The organism is Sellimonas intestinalis (assembly GCF_001280875.1).
GTDB lineage: Bacteria > Bacillota > Clostridia > Lachnospirales > Lachnospiraceae > Sellimonas > Sellimonas intestinalis.
Map to the genome: position 1 here is coordinate 18299 of NZ_LGAJ01000002.1, position 17075 is coordinate 35373.

Consider the following 17075-nt stretch of genomic DNA (forward strand, 5'->3'; position numbering starts at 1 on the left):
TTCTTATCGAACTAAGAAATCGATTCCGAATGTTAGAAGCGCGTCTACTACCGAGATAATCGCTCCCAAGATTACAGTAACAGAGACGACTGCCACCGTTTGCTTTCCAAGAGTCTTTTTGTCTGGCCAGATAATTTTCTTAAACTCTGCTTTTAAGCCTTTTATTTTGCTCGGCTTCTTTGCTTTCGTTTTAGAATCGCCCATAACATCCGCTCCTTCTCAAACGACTATTTCGTTTCTTTGTGTACTGTGTGAGTTCTGCAGAATTTGCAGTATTTCTTTGTTTCCATGCGCTCCGGATGTGTTTTCTTATCCTTCGTCATGTTGTAATTACGCTGCTTACATTCTGTACATTCTAATGTAATTCTTGTACGCACAACTTCCACCTCGCTTTTTTTTACTTCTTTTTTACTGGTTACGCGGCAGTTTGCGAAGCTGCCTGATTTTAGGCATAAAAAAAAGACCTATACTTCCATTCGCCATATCAGAATACCATACCATCCGGCGTAAAGTCAAGTCTTTTCCCGAAAAAACGTTGTCCTTAATAACGTAACTTTGTTTGCATAGGTATTCCATACCAAATACAAGCATTCCGTTTAGATATCCAGCCTCATCTTAAAATAATCAGGAGAAACTTCTTAAGGAAATAAGCTTCTCCTGATACTTCATTATTCAATGCAGAATTGCCATCTGTGTATCTCTATCAAATACGTGCATTTTATCAAGATCCAACACAAGTGTAATATCATCACCTCGTTTTGCTTTTGTATCTGATCGGAGACTTGCTGTAAGTGTTTCACCATTTTTCTCACAGTACAGACAACACTTATCACCGAGCATTTCGTATACCTCTACTTTGGTCTTCACTTGAGCGCCCGGGTATTTCTTAACCATTTCTTCCTCATCATAAATATCTTCCGGACGAATCCCGACGACCACTTTCTTTCCTGTGTATCCTTCTTTTAAAAGGACATCGCCTTTTTCCTTCTCCAGCACAAGAGTTCCCAGTTTTGTAATCAGCTCTATCTTCCCATCACGAATCCCACAGTCAGCTTCCAGAAAATTCATCTGCGGCGTTCCGATAAATCCTGCCACGAACATATTCACCGGATAATGATAGAGTTGCCCCGGTGTATCTACCTGTTGAATCACCCCGTCTTTCATCACGACAATTTTTGTTCCCAATGTCATTGCTTCCACCTGATCATGGGTAACATATATAAACGTCGTATTGAGCCTTTTATAAAGGCTGCGGATCTCCGTCCTCATCTGATTTCTCAGCTTGGCGTCCAAATTCGAGAGGGGCTCGTCCATCAGAAATGCCTTGGGTCTTCTTACGATCGCCCGTCCCATGGCTACCCGCTGCTTCTGTCCCCCGGAAAGCTCGTTTGGCTTACGTTCCAGAAGATCCTCGATTCCGAGGATCTTCGCCGTCTCCAACACTTTCTGTCTGCGTTCTCCTTTTGGTACTTTTTTCAGCTTCATGCTGTAGGCAATATTATCAAATACTGTCATATGCGGATAAAGGGCATAATTTTGGAAAACCATCGCCATATCCCGGTCACAGGACTCCACATCATTCATGTACTCTCCATCCACATAGAGCTCTCCTTCTGTAATTTCTTCAAGCCCCGCAATCATTCTAAGTGTCGTGGATTTTCCACATCCGGATGGTCCCACGAAGATCACAAACTCCCGCTCATGGATTTCCAGATTAAAATCTCGGACCGCGGCAGATCCGCCTTCATAAATCTTTGTCAAATGCTTTAATTGTATTTCTGCCATCTTATTTTGCTCCTTCCAGAGAATCAAGAAGTGCCGGAATCTGCTCCACCGACGGAACTATATAATCAGCGTAAGAGGCAAGATCTCGTTCCTTACTCACACCACTTAGAACGCCTACTGACGTCGCCTTGGCCTGTTCTGCGAACACCATATCGTTTCTTGTATCTCCCGCTACCATCACCTGCTGCGGCAGAATCCCGCTTTTCTCCGCAAAATCATATAACATATCCGGATATGGTTTCGGCCGCTTTTTCCCGTCATCCCCTCCGATGTAATCCAGATATTCCAAAACACCAAGCTGTTTCATACACTTCTTGGCCGACGAGACTGTATCGGCCGTTGCGATCCCCAAATACAGATTCTTTTTTTTCAGAAACTGGAACAACTCCGGAAGATCCCCCAGTGGAATCATTTTAGCCTCTTCCCCATGTGTTGCCTGGTCAAAGAGCTCCCGGATCTGTGTCTCAATCTGATCCGTTTCTATTCGAATCCCCAGTCTCTCTAGCGCCCGCTCCATGTCCTGTGCAATCTCCCTGTAGGATTTATAAGCCAGGGCACCGTTTGGATCAATTTGATCCGAAAAGATTCCTATAGATTCATAGAGCACATTTTCCAGCTCTGTCGTATTCTGTTTTTCTTCAAGATCGTTTCCCCGGATAAATTCCGGGATCACCCGTCTTGCTGCATACAGCCATAAACTGAAAAAATCAATCAATGTTCCATCCTTATCGAATAAGATTCCTTTAATTCGCATGAAATGCCTCCAGTGCTTCCCGATAGGTTCTAAACCTGTTTCTTTTTGCCCCCTGCCAGACCGGATTACTATAAAGAAGAAATTCTCCATCTGCTGTACGTGCTTCCAACCTGGCCCAATTCCACTTCCCTTTTAAGAAATGAACTTCTCCGACGGCCCGGTACCCCTTTTTTGTCTTCTCTGTCGTGAGCTTTATACGCTTTTCATTCTGAACTATCCAGATAACCGGCGTAATCCCCTCTTCCAATTCATTTCCAAATATCTCTATTTCCATCATAATCTTCCGTTCGACATCCTCCATTCTGTCTCCCGGAAAGAAGGACTTACTTTGTGAGGTAATTCGGACATCTGCCGTACAGAATCTGCTGACATAGATATTACCCTGCTTTACATGTTTCAAAAGAAGTTCCGGCGTCAAAGACGGACAAAAAACATACGTCCCCGGATCGCCTGCAATGGAAGGTTTGTCCGAGCCTTTGTAGCGTTCCTCGATGAGATTATGGGAATCACTTCCTCCGATCCCCCAAATTCGGTGGCCATCCTCCCAGAGGAAATCCAGATAACGGATTGCTTGGTCATTGGACTCTCTGGCATCCGTATAAGTCGGATCGTTTATAATTTCAAGACAAGTAATATCGTCCAGTCCCACTTCGCCATATTTCCATTTCCAGATCGTAAGAAACGGATGATTAATACTGATGATCCATTCCCGTTTTTTCGCCTCTCGCAGTATCTCATAGAGATACTCCTCCACCTCCGGGGTGTCGGCGTACTCCATGATTTCCGGCAGTCTCTCCGGCATCTTATCAATGCCGATCAGATTACAATGTCCGATCTTTGTCGTGATCTCCACACCCGGCAGGATGAGCATGTAGTCATCTTCCCACCCGGTAGGGATGACATTATGTTCTGTTGGCACATAGAAATCCAAATCCATCATCCGAGCCTTTCTCATAGCGCTGCTGACCGACTCCTTCCCATCTGACAGATGCGTATGGGTGTGAAAATCTCCCTTGTACCATCGCCCCCGGCTGCTGTAAAAACTACTCTTGTTATAGTAGCCAAGCCAGAGCTGTTCCCGGTAGTGTCTGTCCACCCAGAGACACTTGCCGATTGTCTCCTGAATCTCCGTTTTCCGGTCAGAGATCTGAATTCGGAATGGCAAAGATACACCTTCCAATGTTTGTTCAATATACTCCGCAAACAAATAGATAACGATTTTCCATGTGCCGGCTCCAATAGGTCCTGGAACACCGCCGATGGTCGTATTTTTTGCATGTCTGGCAATTACGATCGTCCGCTCCCCGTATCCAAGCATCTTCTGAATCCGTATTCGGTTTTTTTCATCTCTAACAACGAGGTAGCCCATAAGAGTGTGCTCCTCTTTCTCCACATCTACCGATATCGTCAGCCGTTTCAGAGGCTTACAGATCACAAGTTCCTCTTCCAGCTTAGCGGGTGTAGTACGATTAATATAAAAAGTAACTGTTTTTTCCATAATTCCTACTGTACGTTATCAAGCGCCTCCTGTGCAGTCTTCTGTGCCTCATCCAAAGCTTCCTTGGCGGAAATACCTTCGATTTCTACTTTATCCGCAGCAATAGAAAGAGCATCCGCAATTTTTCCTCCTGTCGGATCTTCCGGTATGATAGATCCATGCATCGCCTGCTGAAGGGGAACGAGTGCATGTGGATTCTCATCTGTATAAGCCTTGAAATCCGGATCGTCTTCAGTGGATTTTCTCACGGCTACATATCCGGTATTCATGGACCATTTTGCCTGATTTTCTGGAGTAGTGAAGAATTTCATAAACTCATAGACCCCTTCCTTCTCTTCATCTGTAGAACCATTCAGCATCACAAGTTGGAGAGGGCCTGCTGTCGGAGCTGAAGGATTGTCACCCCACCCCGGCTGTTCGATAGCTCCTACTTTGGTAAAATCAAGGTCTGCCTGATCACCTGAGGATCCGGTATATCCTCCCGCCTTATCCTGCAGCACATCGTCAATAGTTTTATACCAGTATTCCCATCCCTGTCCGCCGGAATGAATGGTCATAATCTTGTCCTCATGGATCCACTCACGGAAGCTTTCCCATACTTCCACCCATTCGTCAGAATTGATCGTTACTGTCTTACCGTCCTCACTGAAGATGCTTGCTCCGTTACTGAACGCAGCGTCCATCAGATTTGCATAACCCCACATCGGCTCCCATCCATAGAACGCTTCCCCTTTCGACATCTTTTTGGCTGCCTCTTCCAGATCCTGCCATGTTTTGATGGATGCCGGATCAATACCTGCCTCTTCAAACGCAGCCTTATTATAGTAGAGAACCTGCGTCGTACCATATGCCGGAATCGCAAAAAGCTCTTTTCCATCCGCATCTAATCCCTGATCAAAAAATACTTCGATGTAATCATCCCTGTCAAAATCTTTGTCTTCCTCAAGAAACGGCATCAGATCTGCCACTTGATCCTTACGATACAGATTTCTGGATTTATCCACGTCAAGAAGCGCCAGATCCGGTGCGTTTTTCCCCGCAATGCCTGCTTGAAGTTTTTCGTATGTCTCGGTATAGTCAGCCTGAGTTGTCCCTTTAATCTCATACTTATCTTGGGACTTATTGAACTCTTCCACCAGATCGCTTAAGACATTCACTGCCGTTTTCCCTCCGGAATACCAGAAGTCAATCTGGATTTTTCCATCATCTGTCTTCTGTGTTTCTCCACTTTTTGACTTACTTCCACATCCTGCAAGCGCCAAAGATGCTGTCATCATTCCCACAAGCATAATAGACCATAATTTTTTTCTTTTCATTTTTCTTTCCTCTCTTTTACTTTTTTAAGCTATTCTACCCTTTCATACCCGTATCGCCGCCAATTCCATTGATAAACCACTTCTGTGTAAAGGCAAACAGAATCAACAGCGGAAGGACGATCACCGCACTGCCCGCCATCACAAGGGACCAGTTGGTACCGTAGGCTCCTCCTTCTATGAAAAACTGCCGCAGTCCCTGGGATACCAGGCTCAAGTTTGTATCATCCGTAATAAGGGACGGCCACATATAATTGTTGTAACACGTAATAAAGCTCATCAGTCCAAATGTGATAAAGGAGGATTTCGTCATTGGCATAATAATTTTCCAGAGTGTCTTCCAATGTCCCGCTCCATCCATCTTCGCCGCTTCTATCAGCCCTGCCGGGACTTGCATAAACGCCTGTCTGAGCAGAAAAATCCCAAAAATACTGACAGCGCTTGAAATAATCAGCCCGGTGTATGTATTTAAAAGGTTCAGATCCGCCAGAATGATATAGGACGGAATGTAAGTCGCCGCTGTCGGCAGCATGTAAGTGCCCATAATAATGGCAAATAAAGCCTTTCTTCCCCGAAAGCGCATAAATACAAGTGCATACGTCAGCATTGCCCCTGTCACAAGCTGGATTGCCACGGTTACAACCGATACATAAAGGCTATTCCCTATGTAGCGCACAATCGGAGAATGGAAAATGACTTCCGTAAGATTCTGCCACTGCGGATCTGCCGGAAAAAATACGTTCACATCCATGACCTCTTCTTTTGTTTTAAGCGCACTTAAAACCATCCATAAAAATGGGAAGGCTGTCACTGCGCTGGCGGTCAGAAGAACGATTTTCTGTATGCATCCCGCGATTCTGCCGGAAAATTTTCTCTCCATATGACGTACTTTCTTCTTCGTGGAAACGATTGTTTGAAGTTTCACTGTCTGTTGACTTTCCATGAATATTTCCACCTTTCTTTTAATAATGAACCCATTTCTTGGATGCCCGGAACTGGATCGCTGAGAGTCCAACCGTAAGGACAATCATCACCATAGCCACTGCCGTTGCCTGCCCCATATCAAACTCCTCAAATCCAAGCTGATAATACATATAGAGCAACGTCCGTGTGCTCCCGGATGGTCCACCCTGAGTCAAAATCTGAATCTGATCGTATGCCTGGAGCGAATTTACCATTGTAATAATCATAAGAAAAAACGTCGTAGGCGAGATACTTGGTATGGTAATATCCCGAAATCTCTGCCACTTTCTTGCTCCATCCAGCCCACAGGCCTCATACAGTTCTGCCGGAACCTTTTCCAATGCGGAAAGGTAAAAAATCATTGCGTACCCGATACTCTTCCATACTGTAACAATGATAACAGCCAAAAGTGCTGTGTCCGAACTCTGTATCCACTGAAGCCCCGGCAGATGAAAAAACTGTAATACTGCATTTGCAATCCCTGTGTCCGGTTCAAAAATCCAGACCCATACAATGGAGATCGCAACAGTCGGCGTCACCCATGGAGAAAACAGGATAAATTTATAAATTCCGCTTCCTCTGAAATTTCTCTGTAAAAGCAGCGCTAAAAGCAGCCCTCCAATCAGCGTCGGAATCAATGTCCCAAGTGTAAATAGCAACGTATTTAACAGTGCGTCATAAAATCTGGAATCGTGAAACAATGCAATAAAATTATCCAGAAAAACAAAATCATATGTAGGGCTCATATAATCCCAGTTTGTAAAGCTGATAAACAAAGATCTCAAAATCGGATAGATCCAAAATACCGTCAGTGGTATCAAAGCTGGAAAAACAAATAACAAAACTTTACCAGAATACTTCCAGTCTTTCCTTTTACGTCTCAATGCTCTTTCTCCCTTCTGAAATTTTACAATGCATACTATATAGAAGAATTGTTAAATATCACTTGGGAAGCCAGTTAAAAATAAGTTAAAGGAGACAGAAATTTCTTCTGCCTCCTTCTTTCTTTACCTGTTCTTTACTTTATTATAACATCCGTATATCACGAGCATCACTACCTGAGTGACAATAAGCGAAATCCAAACTCCATCAAGACCAATCACCGCCGGAAGAAGTAAGAGCAATGCAGGAGCTGCCGCAAACATCTCGCCATATACAAGTGCCATGGCCTGTTTTACCCGAAGAGTTGCATTCAAATAAGAAATATTCAGTTTTGCATTACCCATAAACAGAAACGCCGCCGCACTGAGACGCATCCCCGGTACAAACATCCGGGCGCCTTTTACCGACATACCGAAAAGCTCTGGAATATAGGGCGCCGCTGCTGTCACCAACAGTAAAAACCCGATTCCCAGTGCAGTGAGAACTTTTCTGGATACCTTCCGAATATAATGGCATACCTCTTCGTTTCCTGCCCCATAATAAAAGCTGACTAACGGCTGGATTCCATCCCCGACTCCGGTCAGCATAGACTGAACCGGAAATACCACATACGAAATAACCGCATAGCATGCCACCGCTGTATCGCCGCCGAATCCGGCACAACGATAATTTGTAAAAATCAGTACGACAGACGGAGCGATGGAGAGCCCAAATCCCGGAACCCCTGTCTTCACAATATCAAGCAATGTCTTACCATTCAGGTGCAGGTGCAATTCTACATTCTCTTTCCTATAGAGACAGGATATTGCGATTCCCACTACAACAAATTGCGCCGCAACCGTACCTATAGCGGCTCCTTGAACACCGATTTTTACCTGAAACATCAAAATATAATTCAGAATAATATTAGTCAACATCCCGGCGCTCATGGCAACCATAGCCTCATAGGCCCGATGTCGGTTTCTGAGAATCGGAATCAAACCCGCTCCCAGAACCTGAAATACTGCTCCGGCGGAAATCACCTGTACATATTTCCATGCATGAGAATAAACAACGCCTCCAGCTCCTAGAATCTGAAGAAGCGGGCGTCCAATCACACAAAGAATCATACCAGTCAAAATTCCAAATACCAGTAAGGATGTTATCGTCACATAAAAAACGGCAGAAGCTTCCTCTTCCTCTTTTCTCCCCAGATGTCTGGAATAAAGTACACTTCCGCCGATTCCAATGCCAATTCCCAGCGCTGTAATCACAGCGGGAACAGGCCACGCAAGATTAACCGCCGCCAGTCCCTCATCCCCAACAGCCCGTCCAATAAACAGACCGTCAACGACCGAATACATCCCGGTCAGACAAAGGGCAAAGACCGTCGGTATACAGTCTCTTGCCATATTTCGTAATATTGCTTTTTTCTCCATGTACGCCTGTCCTTTCTTTTTCCTTGCCACATTACAAAATACCACAATTCTGTAAACTTGGGCCATAAAAAAAGTAAAATACAGGTATAATTCTCTAATTTCCTATTTTTTCTATAATGTAATCCCTGATCTTCTCGCTCTCTGTCTCCAGCGCCGCTGCAAGTTCATCGTAGAGTGCGTGTTCTGCTGTGCGAAAATACCGACTGTCCGCGGCGGTCAGGCGCTTTCCCTTCGCTTCCCGCTCCTGCTTTCTCTGGTAAATCGTCTTGATCAGACTCACCAGTTTTTTACAGTCACACGTCTTGAGTGCGTTCTTGTAAGTCTCTTCCCGCTTACGCTCTTCCGTGATCCCGAGTACCGCGATCTCCTGCATCTCATCGATCAGAGCAAGGGCCTCCTCCCGGCTCAGAATCCTCCTCAATGGTAACTTCTGACTGTCTACGGGGGCAAACACAGTACTACCCTTCACCCCGTAAGGGATCAATGTATAGTACAGTTTGCCCTCATCCTTAGTCACAGTCTTTAACGGACCGATTTCCGTGACCTGACAGACACCATTGTGACCATAAACAACATACTCTCCGATTTTAAACATGCGCTCCCGCCTTTCTTTTCCATCCTTTCCTTTCGCTACCTATTTATATATAGTATACCATTTTTTGGACGGGAAAATAAGGAATTTCTTTTATTTTCTCTGTTCCTATCCTTTTTCTTCCATTCGGTCCATGATGCATCGTGCGGTATACAGGCCATTTGCAGACGCCTGCTGAAGTCCTCTTGTAATGGCAGCTCCATCTCCCATTACACGCAATCCTTTAATATTTGTTTCAAATTCCTTTGTAGTAACTACCTTGTTTGAGTAAAATTTAACCTCCACACCGTAGAGGAGCGTCTCGTCACTTGCGATTCCCGGCGTCACCTTATCAAGAGCCTGGATCATCTCGTCAATGTCCACCATAATCCGGTGCGGAAATACCAGGGAAAGATCTCCCGGCACTGCATCTTTTAACGTCGGTATCAGATTATTTCGAACCAAACGTTCCGCCGTCGTCCTTCTGCCTCTCCGAAAATCCCCATATCTCTGGACAAGGATCTTGCCGTCACATAGCATATTCCCAAGCTGGGCAATCTGCTTGCCGTACTCAATCGGACTCTTAAACGGCTCGGTGAAATTCTTGGACACCAGCAGGGCAAAGTTCGTATTCTTCGTCTTTCTTTCCTTGGATTTGTAGGCATGTCCATTGACTACCGCCAGACCTCCCTCGTAGTATTCTGTCGCCACTTCCCCCGATGGATTTGTGCAGAATACCCTTACTTTATCATCAAAAGTCGGTGTATAATAAACGAGCTTGGCCTCATAGAGCTTCTCGTTGAGTTCTTTCATGATTTCATCCCTGACTTCCACACGGACTCCTACATCCACAGTCCCATTCTGTGTTTCAATCCCATGTTCTTTACAAATATGAGAAAACCACTCCGATCCTTCCCGTCCAACGCCCGCCACGATCTCCGCCGCATAAAAAGTCTCTCCTTTTTCCGTGACAACTCCGACTGCCCGTCCTTTTTCCATGAGAATATTCTGTACCATCGTCATAAAACGGATTTCCACTCTGTTCTCCTCCAGGTGCTTCTGGAGCCTCGCATAAATCTTGTATCCTTCCTCGGTGCCCAGATGACGGATGGGACATTCAATGAGCTTGAGATTTGCACGGATTGATTTTGCCCGTATCTCATCGATCGCTTCCATATCTTCCAGTCCATATACTTTCTCATCCGCCCCAAATTTCAGATAAATCTCGTCCGCCTCCCGGATCAGTTCCTCTGCCTTCTCATAACCCAGTATTTCCGGGAGTGTTCCGCCCACTTCCGGAGAAAGAGAAAGTTTTCCATCCGAGAAAGCACCTGCTCCCGCAAATCCGGTCGTAATGGAACATGGTTTACAGCCCACACAGACCTTTGTCTTCCTCTTTGGGCAGACCCTCTTTTCAATCGACCGCCCCTTTTCCAGCATCAGAACCTTCAGATCCGGTTTCCTTCTCATCAGCTCATATGCACAGAAAATGCCGGACGGCCCTGCTCCGATAATAATTACGTCGTACTCTTTTTTTATCCCTGCCATCGTCAAACACCTCCGATTTTACACTTTTCTTCTTTTATCATAATACCCTTTTTCTAAAAACTCAATTCCAACGCTGAATTGATACAGCAAAAACGGCCGCCTCTGCATAAAACTGACAAAAGCGGCGGATCATTCCTTATATTGTTTTTTAATTAAATCAGGCGTCCCTCCAGGCCTCCGCCAGTTGTCCAATCGAAGAAAACAGATAGTCCGGTCCATACTCACATGCTTCGGCCTCCTGCCGTGTTGTCTCTCCGGTAAGAACCAAAGCGGTTTCCACGCCTGTTCGGTACCCACAGAGAATATCCGTATACAGCCTGTCACCTACGATCATCGTCTGTTCTTTTGAAAAATGATTCATTTTCAAAGAGTACTCTACCATGGCGCCCCCCGGTTTCCCTATAAACTGGGGCTGTCTTTTCACCGCATGTTCAATCATCTGGCAGATTGCTCCACAATCCGGTACATAGCCGAATTCAACTGGGCAGACATAGTCTGGGTTCGTGGCTATATATCCTACCTCCCGGGTACTCAAAATCTGGCAGGTATCCTGAAGCTTTTCGTAAGTAAGCTGATTATCATAGGATACAAGCACACATGCAATTTCTGGATCCATACAGTCCACCGTCACCCGGATTTTACTACGTTTCAGTTCTCTAAGCAGGGATTTCGTCCCCATCACATAAATTAATTTCCCATCATAGTGCTTTTTCAGGTACTGTATCGTTGCAAAAGAAGCAGTGATGAAATTCGAGTAATCCGTCATAATTCCCATCTTTTGAAAAGAATGGATATAGTCGTCTATACTCTTGGTAGAATTGTTCGTAATAAATACAAACTGTCCTCCGTTGTCTTTGATATCCTTCAGAAAACTCTTCGTACCACTGATTAGACGCTTTCCAATACAGACTGTGCCATCGATATCCAGAAGAAACAGTTTTTTATTTTTAAGCATGATTCACCTGCCTGCGAACCTCTATCGCCGTATCCGGGTAGTTGGTAATGACAGCTTCCAGGCCAGCCTCAATAAAATTCTTCATATCTTTTTCTCTGTTTACTGTCCAGACACGAATCTTCAAACCGCTTTCCTGGTAGCGTTTCATAAAGTCTGACATATATAGGTGAAATACAGCAGGATGAAGTCCCTGTACCCCTGTTTTTTCAGCATACTTTTCTACATCCAGCATGACATCTGTATATAAGTATGCCGTCTCCGCCTTCGTATCCATACTGAGTATCTTTTGGACACTGTAATGGTTGAAAGAAGAATAAATAACACGTTCTTCCATCCCCGCTTTTTTTACAATCTCGATGGTCTTTTTCTCAATTTCCGGATACCAGTAAACCCCTGTTTTCAATTCAATATTTACTTCCATTCTTCCCTGCTTCACAAAAGTCAGCACTTCCTCCAGTGTTGGGATCTTTTCTCCTTCGTAAGCTTCCATGTGATTGTGAAACGACAGCTTTCTCAGTTCCTCCAGTGTGTAGTCCCTTACCGCTCCTGTCCCTGTTCCGGTGCGGTCTATATTCTCGTCATGGATCACGACAACCTGCCCATCCTTCGTAAGCTGTACATCAAGTTCAATCCCATCTGCTCCCTGCTCCTCGGCCAGCCTAAACGCTGCTAGTGTATTTTCCGGCGCATAGGCGCTTGCTCCCCTGTGCGCAAAAACTTTTACATAATTCATGGCAATACCTCCTATTTATAATAACCCTTTCCCAATAAAAGAGAAAAGCGTGTCGGAAATCTTTTTCACTTTCTTTCAGACACGCTTTCCCGATCGTCCGGATGAACTTTATTCCTTCTTTTATGCTTTAACCGTTGACAAGATTATATTCCTCTATCGTATCGTTGATCTCCTCAGCCATATTCTTGACAGCTTCTTCTTGTGTCACGCTTCCGTTCAACATATTCTCGATCTGAGTCTCAACAATCTGACGAGCTTCCGGGAATACACTTAAAAGCGCCCCCGCAGACTCGGGTGTGGAGTCATGCAGCTGATCCAGAGCTGTCTGGAACTGAGGATACTTTGCAATATTGTCCTTAAATGTCTGCTCCTCCTGAGCGGCTGTAACAACCGGGAAATATCCGGTCTGAGCGTTCCAGTATGCCTGGGATTCCGGAGAAATCAGGAACTTAATAAATCTCCATGTTGCCGCCGCCTTTTTTTCATCCTTGTTGTTTAATGCCCAAAGAGAAGCACCTCCGATGGATACGCCGCCTTTGTCATCTTCGTTGACTGCCGGATAGTACGCGGTTCCTACTTCGAAGTTTCCGCCGCTGTCCTCCAGCACCTGTTTGAGAGACGCGGTACTTCCCAGCATCATTGCCGCTTTCCCCGATGTAAAATCCGTCGTAGCAGTATCGCTTCCGGAACGTCCCACATTTGGTGCATATCCCCCCTTGTACAGATCATACCATGCATTTAAGATGTTCAGTCCTCCGCCGTTTTCATCAAACTCTACTTTCGTGGCCGCTTTTTCCCGTCCATTTCCATTGTTGACCATATTCAGACCCTGTTTACAGAGGAATTGCTCAAAGTACCATCCATAAATACTGATGGCCAGTACCTCCTGTGCGCCTCCTTTTTCCTTCAAAGCGTCGCCGACATCCGCAATCTCCGGAAGACTTGTTGGAATCTCTGTAATTCCTGCTGCATCAAACATATCTTTGTTGTAATACAGAAGCGGTGTAGAAGAGTTAAACGGCATGGAATACATCGTCCCATCTTCTGTTGTATAGTACGCCGCCACATTTGGCTCGATCTGAGATATATCATACCCATCTGCGTCAATCATCTCCTGCATCGGAATGATCCACCCTGAATCAATCATAAACCGGGTTCCAAGATCATAAATCTGCACAAGATCTGCTCCCATATTTCCAATCTGAGCACTTTTGAGCTTATTGATGGCATCGTCATATTCTCCCTGGTAAACCGCTTCTACTGTGATCCCATCCTCGTTTTCTTCATTGAATTTGTTTACCAGATAATCCATCGCTTCCCCGTTGACGCCGCCCATAGAATGCCAGAATGTAATCGTTGTCCCGTCTGTATCAATATCTTTGAACTTATCGGTGATCACTCCGGATCCCTCTTCTTTTCCGCTTTCTGAAGTCTGGCCATTCGTCTCGGAGGCACTCTTTCCGCTGCCGCATCCTGCAAGTGTGGAAACAGCCATAAGGCCGGCAAGGATCGCTGCGATTACTCGTTTTTTCATATTTTTTCTCTCCTTTTCTTCCCCGTCTCACCGTGTCAGATGAATCCGACGGTTTCTTTCCTATTTACATAAATCATATCTGTGAACAGATCAGCCTTTGACTGCACCTGAAAACATTCCACTGATCAACTGCTTCTGTCCTACAATGAAAATAACCATTGAAGGAATAATAATTGCTACAACGCCAGCCATCATTAGTGTAATAGATTGTGCGTCAACACTATTCAACATACTGATCCCGATCTGTACTGTCCGCATTTCCTCGGATCCGGTTACCAAAAGCGGCCACATATACATATTCCATGCATTGATAAATGTGTAAACAGCCATCGCTCCGATTGCGGATTTCGTAAGCGGAATCAGAATCTTAACAATAAACCGTAAATTCCCGCATCCGTCCAGCTTCGCCGACTCATACAGAGAAATCGGGAACGTCATATAGAACTGACGGAACAAAAAGATTCCCATTGCGGATGTCAGTGACGGGAGGATCAAAACAATGTATGTATCCAGAATCCCCATGCTGCTGACAGTCAGGTAGTTGGAAATGATCACTGCTTCCCCCGGAACCATCATGGTTGCCATCACCAGCATAAACAGGAAGTTCTTACCTTTAAATTCCAAGAAAGAAAACGCAAACGCCGCCAGTGAGCAGGTAATGATCTGTCCGATCGTGATACATCCCGCCACCAAAAAGGAATTTAGGATGAAGCGTACTAAAGGTACCTGGGTGAAAGCGCGTACATAGTTTTCAAAAGTCGGGTTCGACGGAAGAATATTCAAATCCATTGTAAAAAGTTCGTCTCCCGGCATAATGGAAACGCTGACGGAATACAAAAGCGGGAACAACATGAACAAGGCAAACAGAATATTCACGCAGACCAGCACTGTTTTGCGGATTCTCTTTTTTCTTAAAGCACGGGCGTTCATCAGCCGATGAAGCTTTTCCACTTCTTCTGTATTGTAAGAATCCATTTCTATGGAAATGGAACTATCTATTCCTGCCATCTTAATACTTCACCCCTTTCTTTTCTATCCTGAACATCACAAGTGTCAGTGCCATAATAATCAGGAAAAGTACTACGGACTGCGCCGCGGCACTTCCGAATTTATAGTTAAAAAATGCGTCTCGATAAATTGAGTATACGATGACATTCGTCGATTCTCCCGGACCTCCGGCAGTCAGAATCTTGATCTGGCCAAAAGACTGGAATGCCTGGATAATATTAACAACCAGTGTATAAAACATAATCGGGCTCAGACCAGGAAGAGTCAGACGGAAAAATTTCTGAATTCCGTTTGCACCGTCCACCGAGGCACGCTCGTAAATCGATTCATCTATATTCCCAAGTCCTGCCGAAAAATACAGAAAATTGATCCCGCTGTTCAGCCATGCCGTGAGAATTGCCACACAGATCAGCGCATATTTCGGATCCGCGATCCAGTTAATGTCAAGACCGGTCAGTTTATTCAGAATACCAATCGTCGGATTCAAAATAATCTTAAAAATCATTGCCGCTCCACTGGAAGCAATCGCCATTGGAAGCGCATAAGATGTACTGAATACTCGAATTCCAGGAAAAGCCTTACTACAAAGTACTGCTCCGATCAAACCAATCAACATGCTACCGATTACAACAATGACTACAAATACTACGGTTACAAAGAGACTATTATAAAACGATTCTGACGTGAGCAGGTCCACATAATTTTTCATCCCTACAAACACTTTTGCCTGACCGAGCTTATCTGTCAAAAACAGGCTCAGATATATGGTTTTCACAAATGGATAAAAAAGGAAAACCGCAAACACCAGAAAACAGGGAATCAGATAGAAATATGCATTTCTGCCCTTCATTTTCTCCATCAACTGTTTCATTGCTGACCTCCATGATAAAAAATATTTTTTTCAGTTTTCGTGTCAAAGAAATGTACACGGTTCATATCCACATATAACCTTAGTTCATCTCCCGGTCTTCCCTGTGTCTCCACAGAAAGCCTCGCTGAGAATTCTAACGCGCTTCTCTCTTTCAGGTAGAATATTGATTCCGCTCCCAGCATCTCCTTGACGACAATCGTTCCTGTCAACCCACATCTGTCAGCGCTCAGATTTGCGTTTTCTTTCTTGAACTTTTCTGAAAAATGTTCCGGGCGGATTCCAAGAATTACTTTTTTATTATGATACCTCTCTACCATAATCTCCGCTTTTTGCTTAGGGATTTCCAGTTTCTGTCCGGAAGCCAGTACGAAGTCCGCGCCCTCTCCGTTTTTATGGATAGTCCCTTCCATAAAATTCATGGATGGAGAACCAATAAAACCTGCGACAAACAGATCTGCAGGATCTTCATAAATCGCACTCGGTGTATCTGCCTGACGGATGAATCCGTCTTTCATAACAACAATTCTCGTTCCAAGTGTCATGGCTTCTGTCTGATCGTGAGTAACATAGATGGTTGTAGTTCCTAGTCGTTTATGTAAATCCGCGAGCTCTACTCTCATCTGCGCCCTCAGCTTCGCATCCAGATTTGACAATGGTTCATCCATAAGAAACGCCTTTGGTCTTCTCATAATCGCGCTCCCGATCGCCACTCTTTGCTTCTGCCCTCCGGAGAGCTGTCCGGGTCTCCGCTTCAGAAGCTGCTCGATTCCAAGAATAGCCGCCGCCTCATGTACCTTTTGATTGATTTCCTGTTTTGGAACTTTGCGTATCTGAAGCGCAAATGCCATATTATCATAAACTGTCATCTGCGGATACAATGCGTAATTTTGAAATACCATAGACAAATCCCGGTCTTTGGGTTCTATATAATTACATAGTTGTTTGTCAATCCAGAGTTCTCCGCCCGTGATCTCTTCCAATCCCGCAATCATACGAAGCGTGGTCGACTTTCCACATCCGGATGGGCCGACAAAGATGACAAACTCACCGTCATGGATATCCAGATTAAAATCTTTTACCGCATAATGCTCTTTGTCATAGGATTTACATACATTTCTCAATGTAATTTCTGACACGATTTTTTCTCCTTCCTTTTTCTATATCCTCTTCTCCCATTTCTTTTACAACACAAGGGATTATATTCTCTTTATATTGAATACATATAAGAGCACTGTTAAATAG

At 44.6% G+C, this 17075-nt stretch carries 17 protein-coding genes; all 17 read right to left on the minus strand.

Features of this window, described 5'->3' with window-relative positions; translation table 11 throughout:
- Positions 1–3: 3 nt before the first annotated feature.
- Positions 4–204, minus strand: coding sequence for a preprotein translocase subunit SecE (gene secE, locus AOA56_RS00445; RefSeq protein WP_024731651.1), 201 nt, complete (start codon positions 202–204; stop codon positions 4–6).
- A gap of 23 nt (positions 205–227) precedes the next feature.
- Positions 228–377, minus strand: coding sequence for a 50S ribosomal protein L33 (gene rpmG / locus AOA56_RS15420; RefSeq protein ID WP_117493468.1), 150 nt, complete (start codon positions 375–377; stop codon positions 228–230).
- A 295-nt stretch (positions 378–672) separates the two neighbouring features.
- The gene (locus AOA56_RS00450; RefSeq protein WP_053768745.1) at positions 673–1785 is read right to left on the minus strand and encodes an ABC transporter ATP-binding protein; all 1113 of its coding nucleotides are present in this window, start codon (positions 1783–1785) and stop codon (positions 673–675) included.
- A 1-nt stretch (position 1786) separates the two neighbouring features.
- Positions 1787–2539 carry an HAD family hydrolase gene (locus AOA56_RS00455; RefSeq protein ID WP_053768746.1) on the minus strand — a complete coding sequence of 251 codons (753 nt, stop codon included), beginning with the start codon at positions 2537–2539 and terminating at the stop codon, positions 1787–1789.
- A complete protein-coding gene (locus AOA56_RS00460; protein WP_053768747.1) occupies positions 2529–4037 on the minus strand; it encodes a CehA/McbA family metallohydrolase in 1509 nt (502 codons plus the stop codon). Before AOA56_RS00460 ends, AOA56_RS00455 begins: the two co-directional genes overlap by 11 nt.
- A gap of 5 nt (positions 4038–4042) precedes the next feature.
- Positions 4043–5353 (minus strand): ABC transporter substrate-binding protein, encoded by a 1311-nt coding sequence (locus tag AOA56_RS00465; RefSeq protein WP_053768748.1) that lies wholly within the window; start codon positions 5351–5353, stop codon positions 4043–4045.
- A gap of 34 nt (positions 5354–5387) precedes the next feature.
- The gene (locus AOA56_RS00470) at positions 5388–6230 is read right to left on the minus strand and encodes a carbohydrate ABC transporter permease (RefSeq protein ID WP_390499302.1); all 843 of its coding nucleotides are present in this window, start codon (positions 6228–6230) and stop codon (positions 5388–5390) included.
- Between the two features lie 82 nt (positions 6231–6312).
- Positions 6313–7197, minus strand: a complete 885-nt coding sequence (locus AOA56_RS00475; protein WP_048620596.1) for a carbohydrate ABC transporter permease — start codon at positions 7195–7197, stop codon at positions 6313–6315.
- Between the two features lie 123 nt (positions 7198–7320).
- The gene (locus AOA56_RS00480; RefSeq protein WP_053768766.1) at positions 7321–8613 is read right to left on the minus strand and encodes an MATE family efflux transporter; all 1293 of its coding nucleotides are present in this window, start codon (positions 8611–8613) and stop codon (positions 7321–7323) included.
- A gap of 94 nt (positions 8614–8707) precedes the next feature.
- The gene (locus AOA56_RS00485) at positions 8708–9208 is read right to left on the minus strand and encodes a CarD family transcriptional regulator (protein ID WP_024731645.1); all 501 of its coding nucleotides are present in this window, start codon (positions 9206–9208) and stop codon (positions 8708–8710) included.
- A 105-nt stretch (positions 9209–9313) separates the two neighbouring features.
- The gene (locus AOA56_RS00490) at positions 9314–10732 is read right to left on the minus strand and encodes an NAD(P)/FAD-dependent oxidoreductase (protein ID WP_053768749.1); all 1419 of its coding nucleotides are present in this window, start codon (positions 10730–10732) and stop codon (positions 9314–9316) included.
- 157 nt (positions 10733–10889) lie between these two features.
- A complete protein-coding gene (locus AOA56_RS00495; RefSeq protein ID WP_024731643.1) occupies positions 10890–11687 on the minus strand; it encodes an HAD-IIA family hydrolase in 798 nt (265 codons plus the stop codon).
- Entirely contained in the window at positions 11680–12420 is a 741-nt protein-coding gene (locus AOA56_RS00500) for a glycerophosphodiester phosphodiesterase (protein WP_024731642.1), read from the minus strand. The genes AOA56_RS00495 and AOA56_RS00500 overlap by 8 nt, the downstream gene beginning before the upstream one ends.
- A 127-nt stretch (positions 12421–12547) precedes the next feature.
- Positions 12548–13954 carry an ABC transporter substrate-binding protein gene (locus AOA56_RS00505; protein WP_053768750.1) on the minus strand — a complete coding sequence of 469 codons (1407 nt, stop codon included), beginning with the start codon at positions 13952–13954 and terminating at the stop codon, positions 12548–12550.
- A 90-nt stretch (positions 13955–14044) separates the two neighbouring features.
- Complete coding sequence (locus AOA56_RS00510) at positions 14045–14962, minus strand: carbohydrate ABC transporter permease (RefSeq protein WP_034594174.1); 918 nt, start codon at positions 14960–14962, stop codon at positions 14045–14047.
- 1 nt (position 14963) lies between these two features.
- A complete protein-coding gene (locus AOA56_RS00515; protein WP_024731639.1) occupies positions 14964–15833 on the minus strand; it encodes a carbohydrate ABC transporter permease in 870 nt (289 codons plus the stop codon).
- Positions 15830–16969 carry an ABC transporter ATP-binding protein gene (locus AOA56_RS00520; protein WP_053768751.1) on the minus strand — a complete coding sequence of 380 codons (1140 nt, stop codon included), beginning with the start codon at positions 16967–16969 and terminating at the stop codon, positions 15830–15832. The genes AOA56_RS00515 and AOA56_RS00520 overlap by 4 nt, the downstream gene beginning before the upstream one ends.
- Positions 16970–17075 lie beyond the last annotated feature (106 nt).

What these genes read in the sequence shown, in the direction of transcription:
- AOA56_RS00505 (WP_053768750.1), bottom strand. Translation starts at nt 13,954, where the DNA reads ATGAAAAAACGAGTAATCGCAGCGATCCTTGCCGGCCTTATGGCTGTT.
- AOA56_RS00510 (WP_034594174.1), bottom strand. Translation starts at nt 14,962, where the DNA reads ATGGCAGGAATAGATAGTTCCATTTCCATAGAAATGGATTCTTACAAT.
- AOA56_RS00485 (WP_024731645.1), bottom strand. Translation starts at nt 9,208, where the DNA reads ATGTTTAAAATCGGAGAGTATGTTGTTTATGGTCACAATGGTGTCTGT.
- AOA56_RS00460 (WP_053768747.1), bottom strand. Translation starts at nt 4,037, where the DNA reads ATGGAAAAAACAGTTACTTTTTATATTAATCGTACTACACCCGCTAAG.
- AOA56_RS00455 (WP_053768746.1), bottom strand. Translation starts at nt 2,539, where the DNA reads ATGCGAATTAAAGGAATCTTATTCGATAAGGATGGAACATTGATTGAT.
- AOA56_RS00500 (WP_024731642.1), bottom strand. Translation starts at nt 12,420, where the DNA reads ATGAATTATGTAAAAGTTTTTGCGCACAGGGGAGCAAGCGCCTATGCG.
- AOA56_RS00480 (WP_053768766.1), bottom strand. Translation starts at nt 8,613, where the DNA reads ATGGAGAAAAAAGCAATATTACGAAATATGGCAAGAGACTGTATACCG.
- secE (WP_024731651.1), bottom strand. Translation starts at nt 204, where the DNA reads ATGGGCGATTCTAAAACGAAAGCAAAGAAGCCGAGCAAAATAAAAGGC.
- AOA56_RS00495 (WP_024731643.1), bottom strand. Translation starts at nt 11,687, where the DNA reads ATGCTTAAAAATAAAAAACTGTTTCTTCTGGATATCGATGGCACAGTC.
- AOA56_RS00515 (WP_024731639.1), bottom strand. Translation starts at nt 15,833, where the DNA reads ATGAAACAGTTGATGGAGAAAATGAAGGGCAGAAATGCATATTTCTAT.
- AOA56_RS00465 (WP_053768748.1), bottom strand. Translation starts at nt 5,353, where the DNA reads ATGAAAAGAAAAAAATTATGGTCTATTATGCTTGTGGGAATGATGACA.
- AOA56_RS00470 (WP_390499302.1), bottom strand. Translation starts at nt 6,230, where the DNA reads ATGGAGAGAAAATTTTCCGGCAGAATCGCGGGATGCATACAGAAAATC.
- AOA56_RS00450 (WP_053768745.1), bottom strand. Translation starts at nt 1,785, where the DNA reads ATGGCAGAAATACAATTAAAGCATTTGACAAAGATTTATGAAGGCGGA.
- AOA56_RS00490 (WP_053768749.1), bottom strand. Translation starts at nt 10,732, where the DNA reads ATGGCAGGGATAAAAAAAGAGTACGACGTAATTATTATCGGAGCAGGG.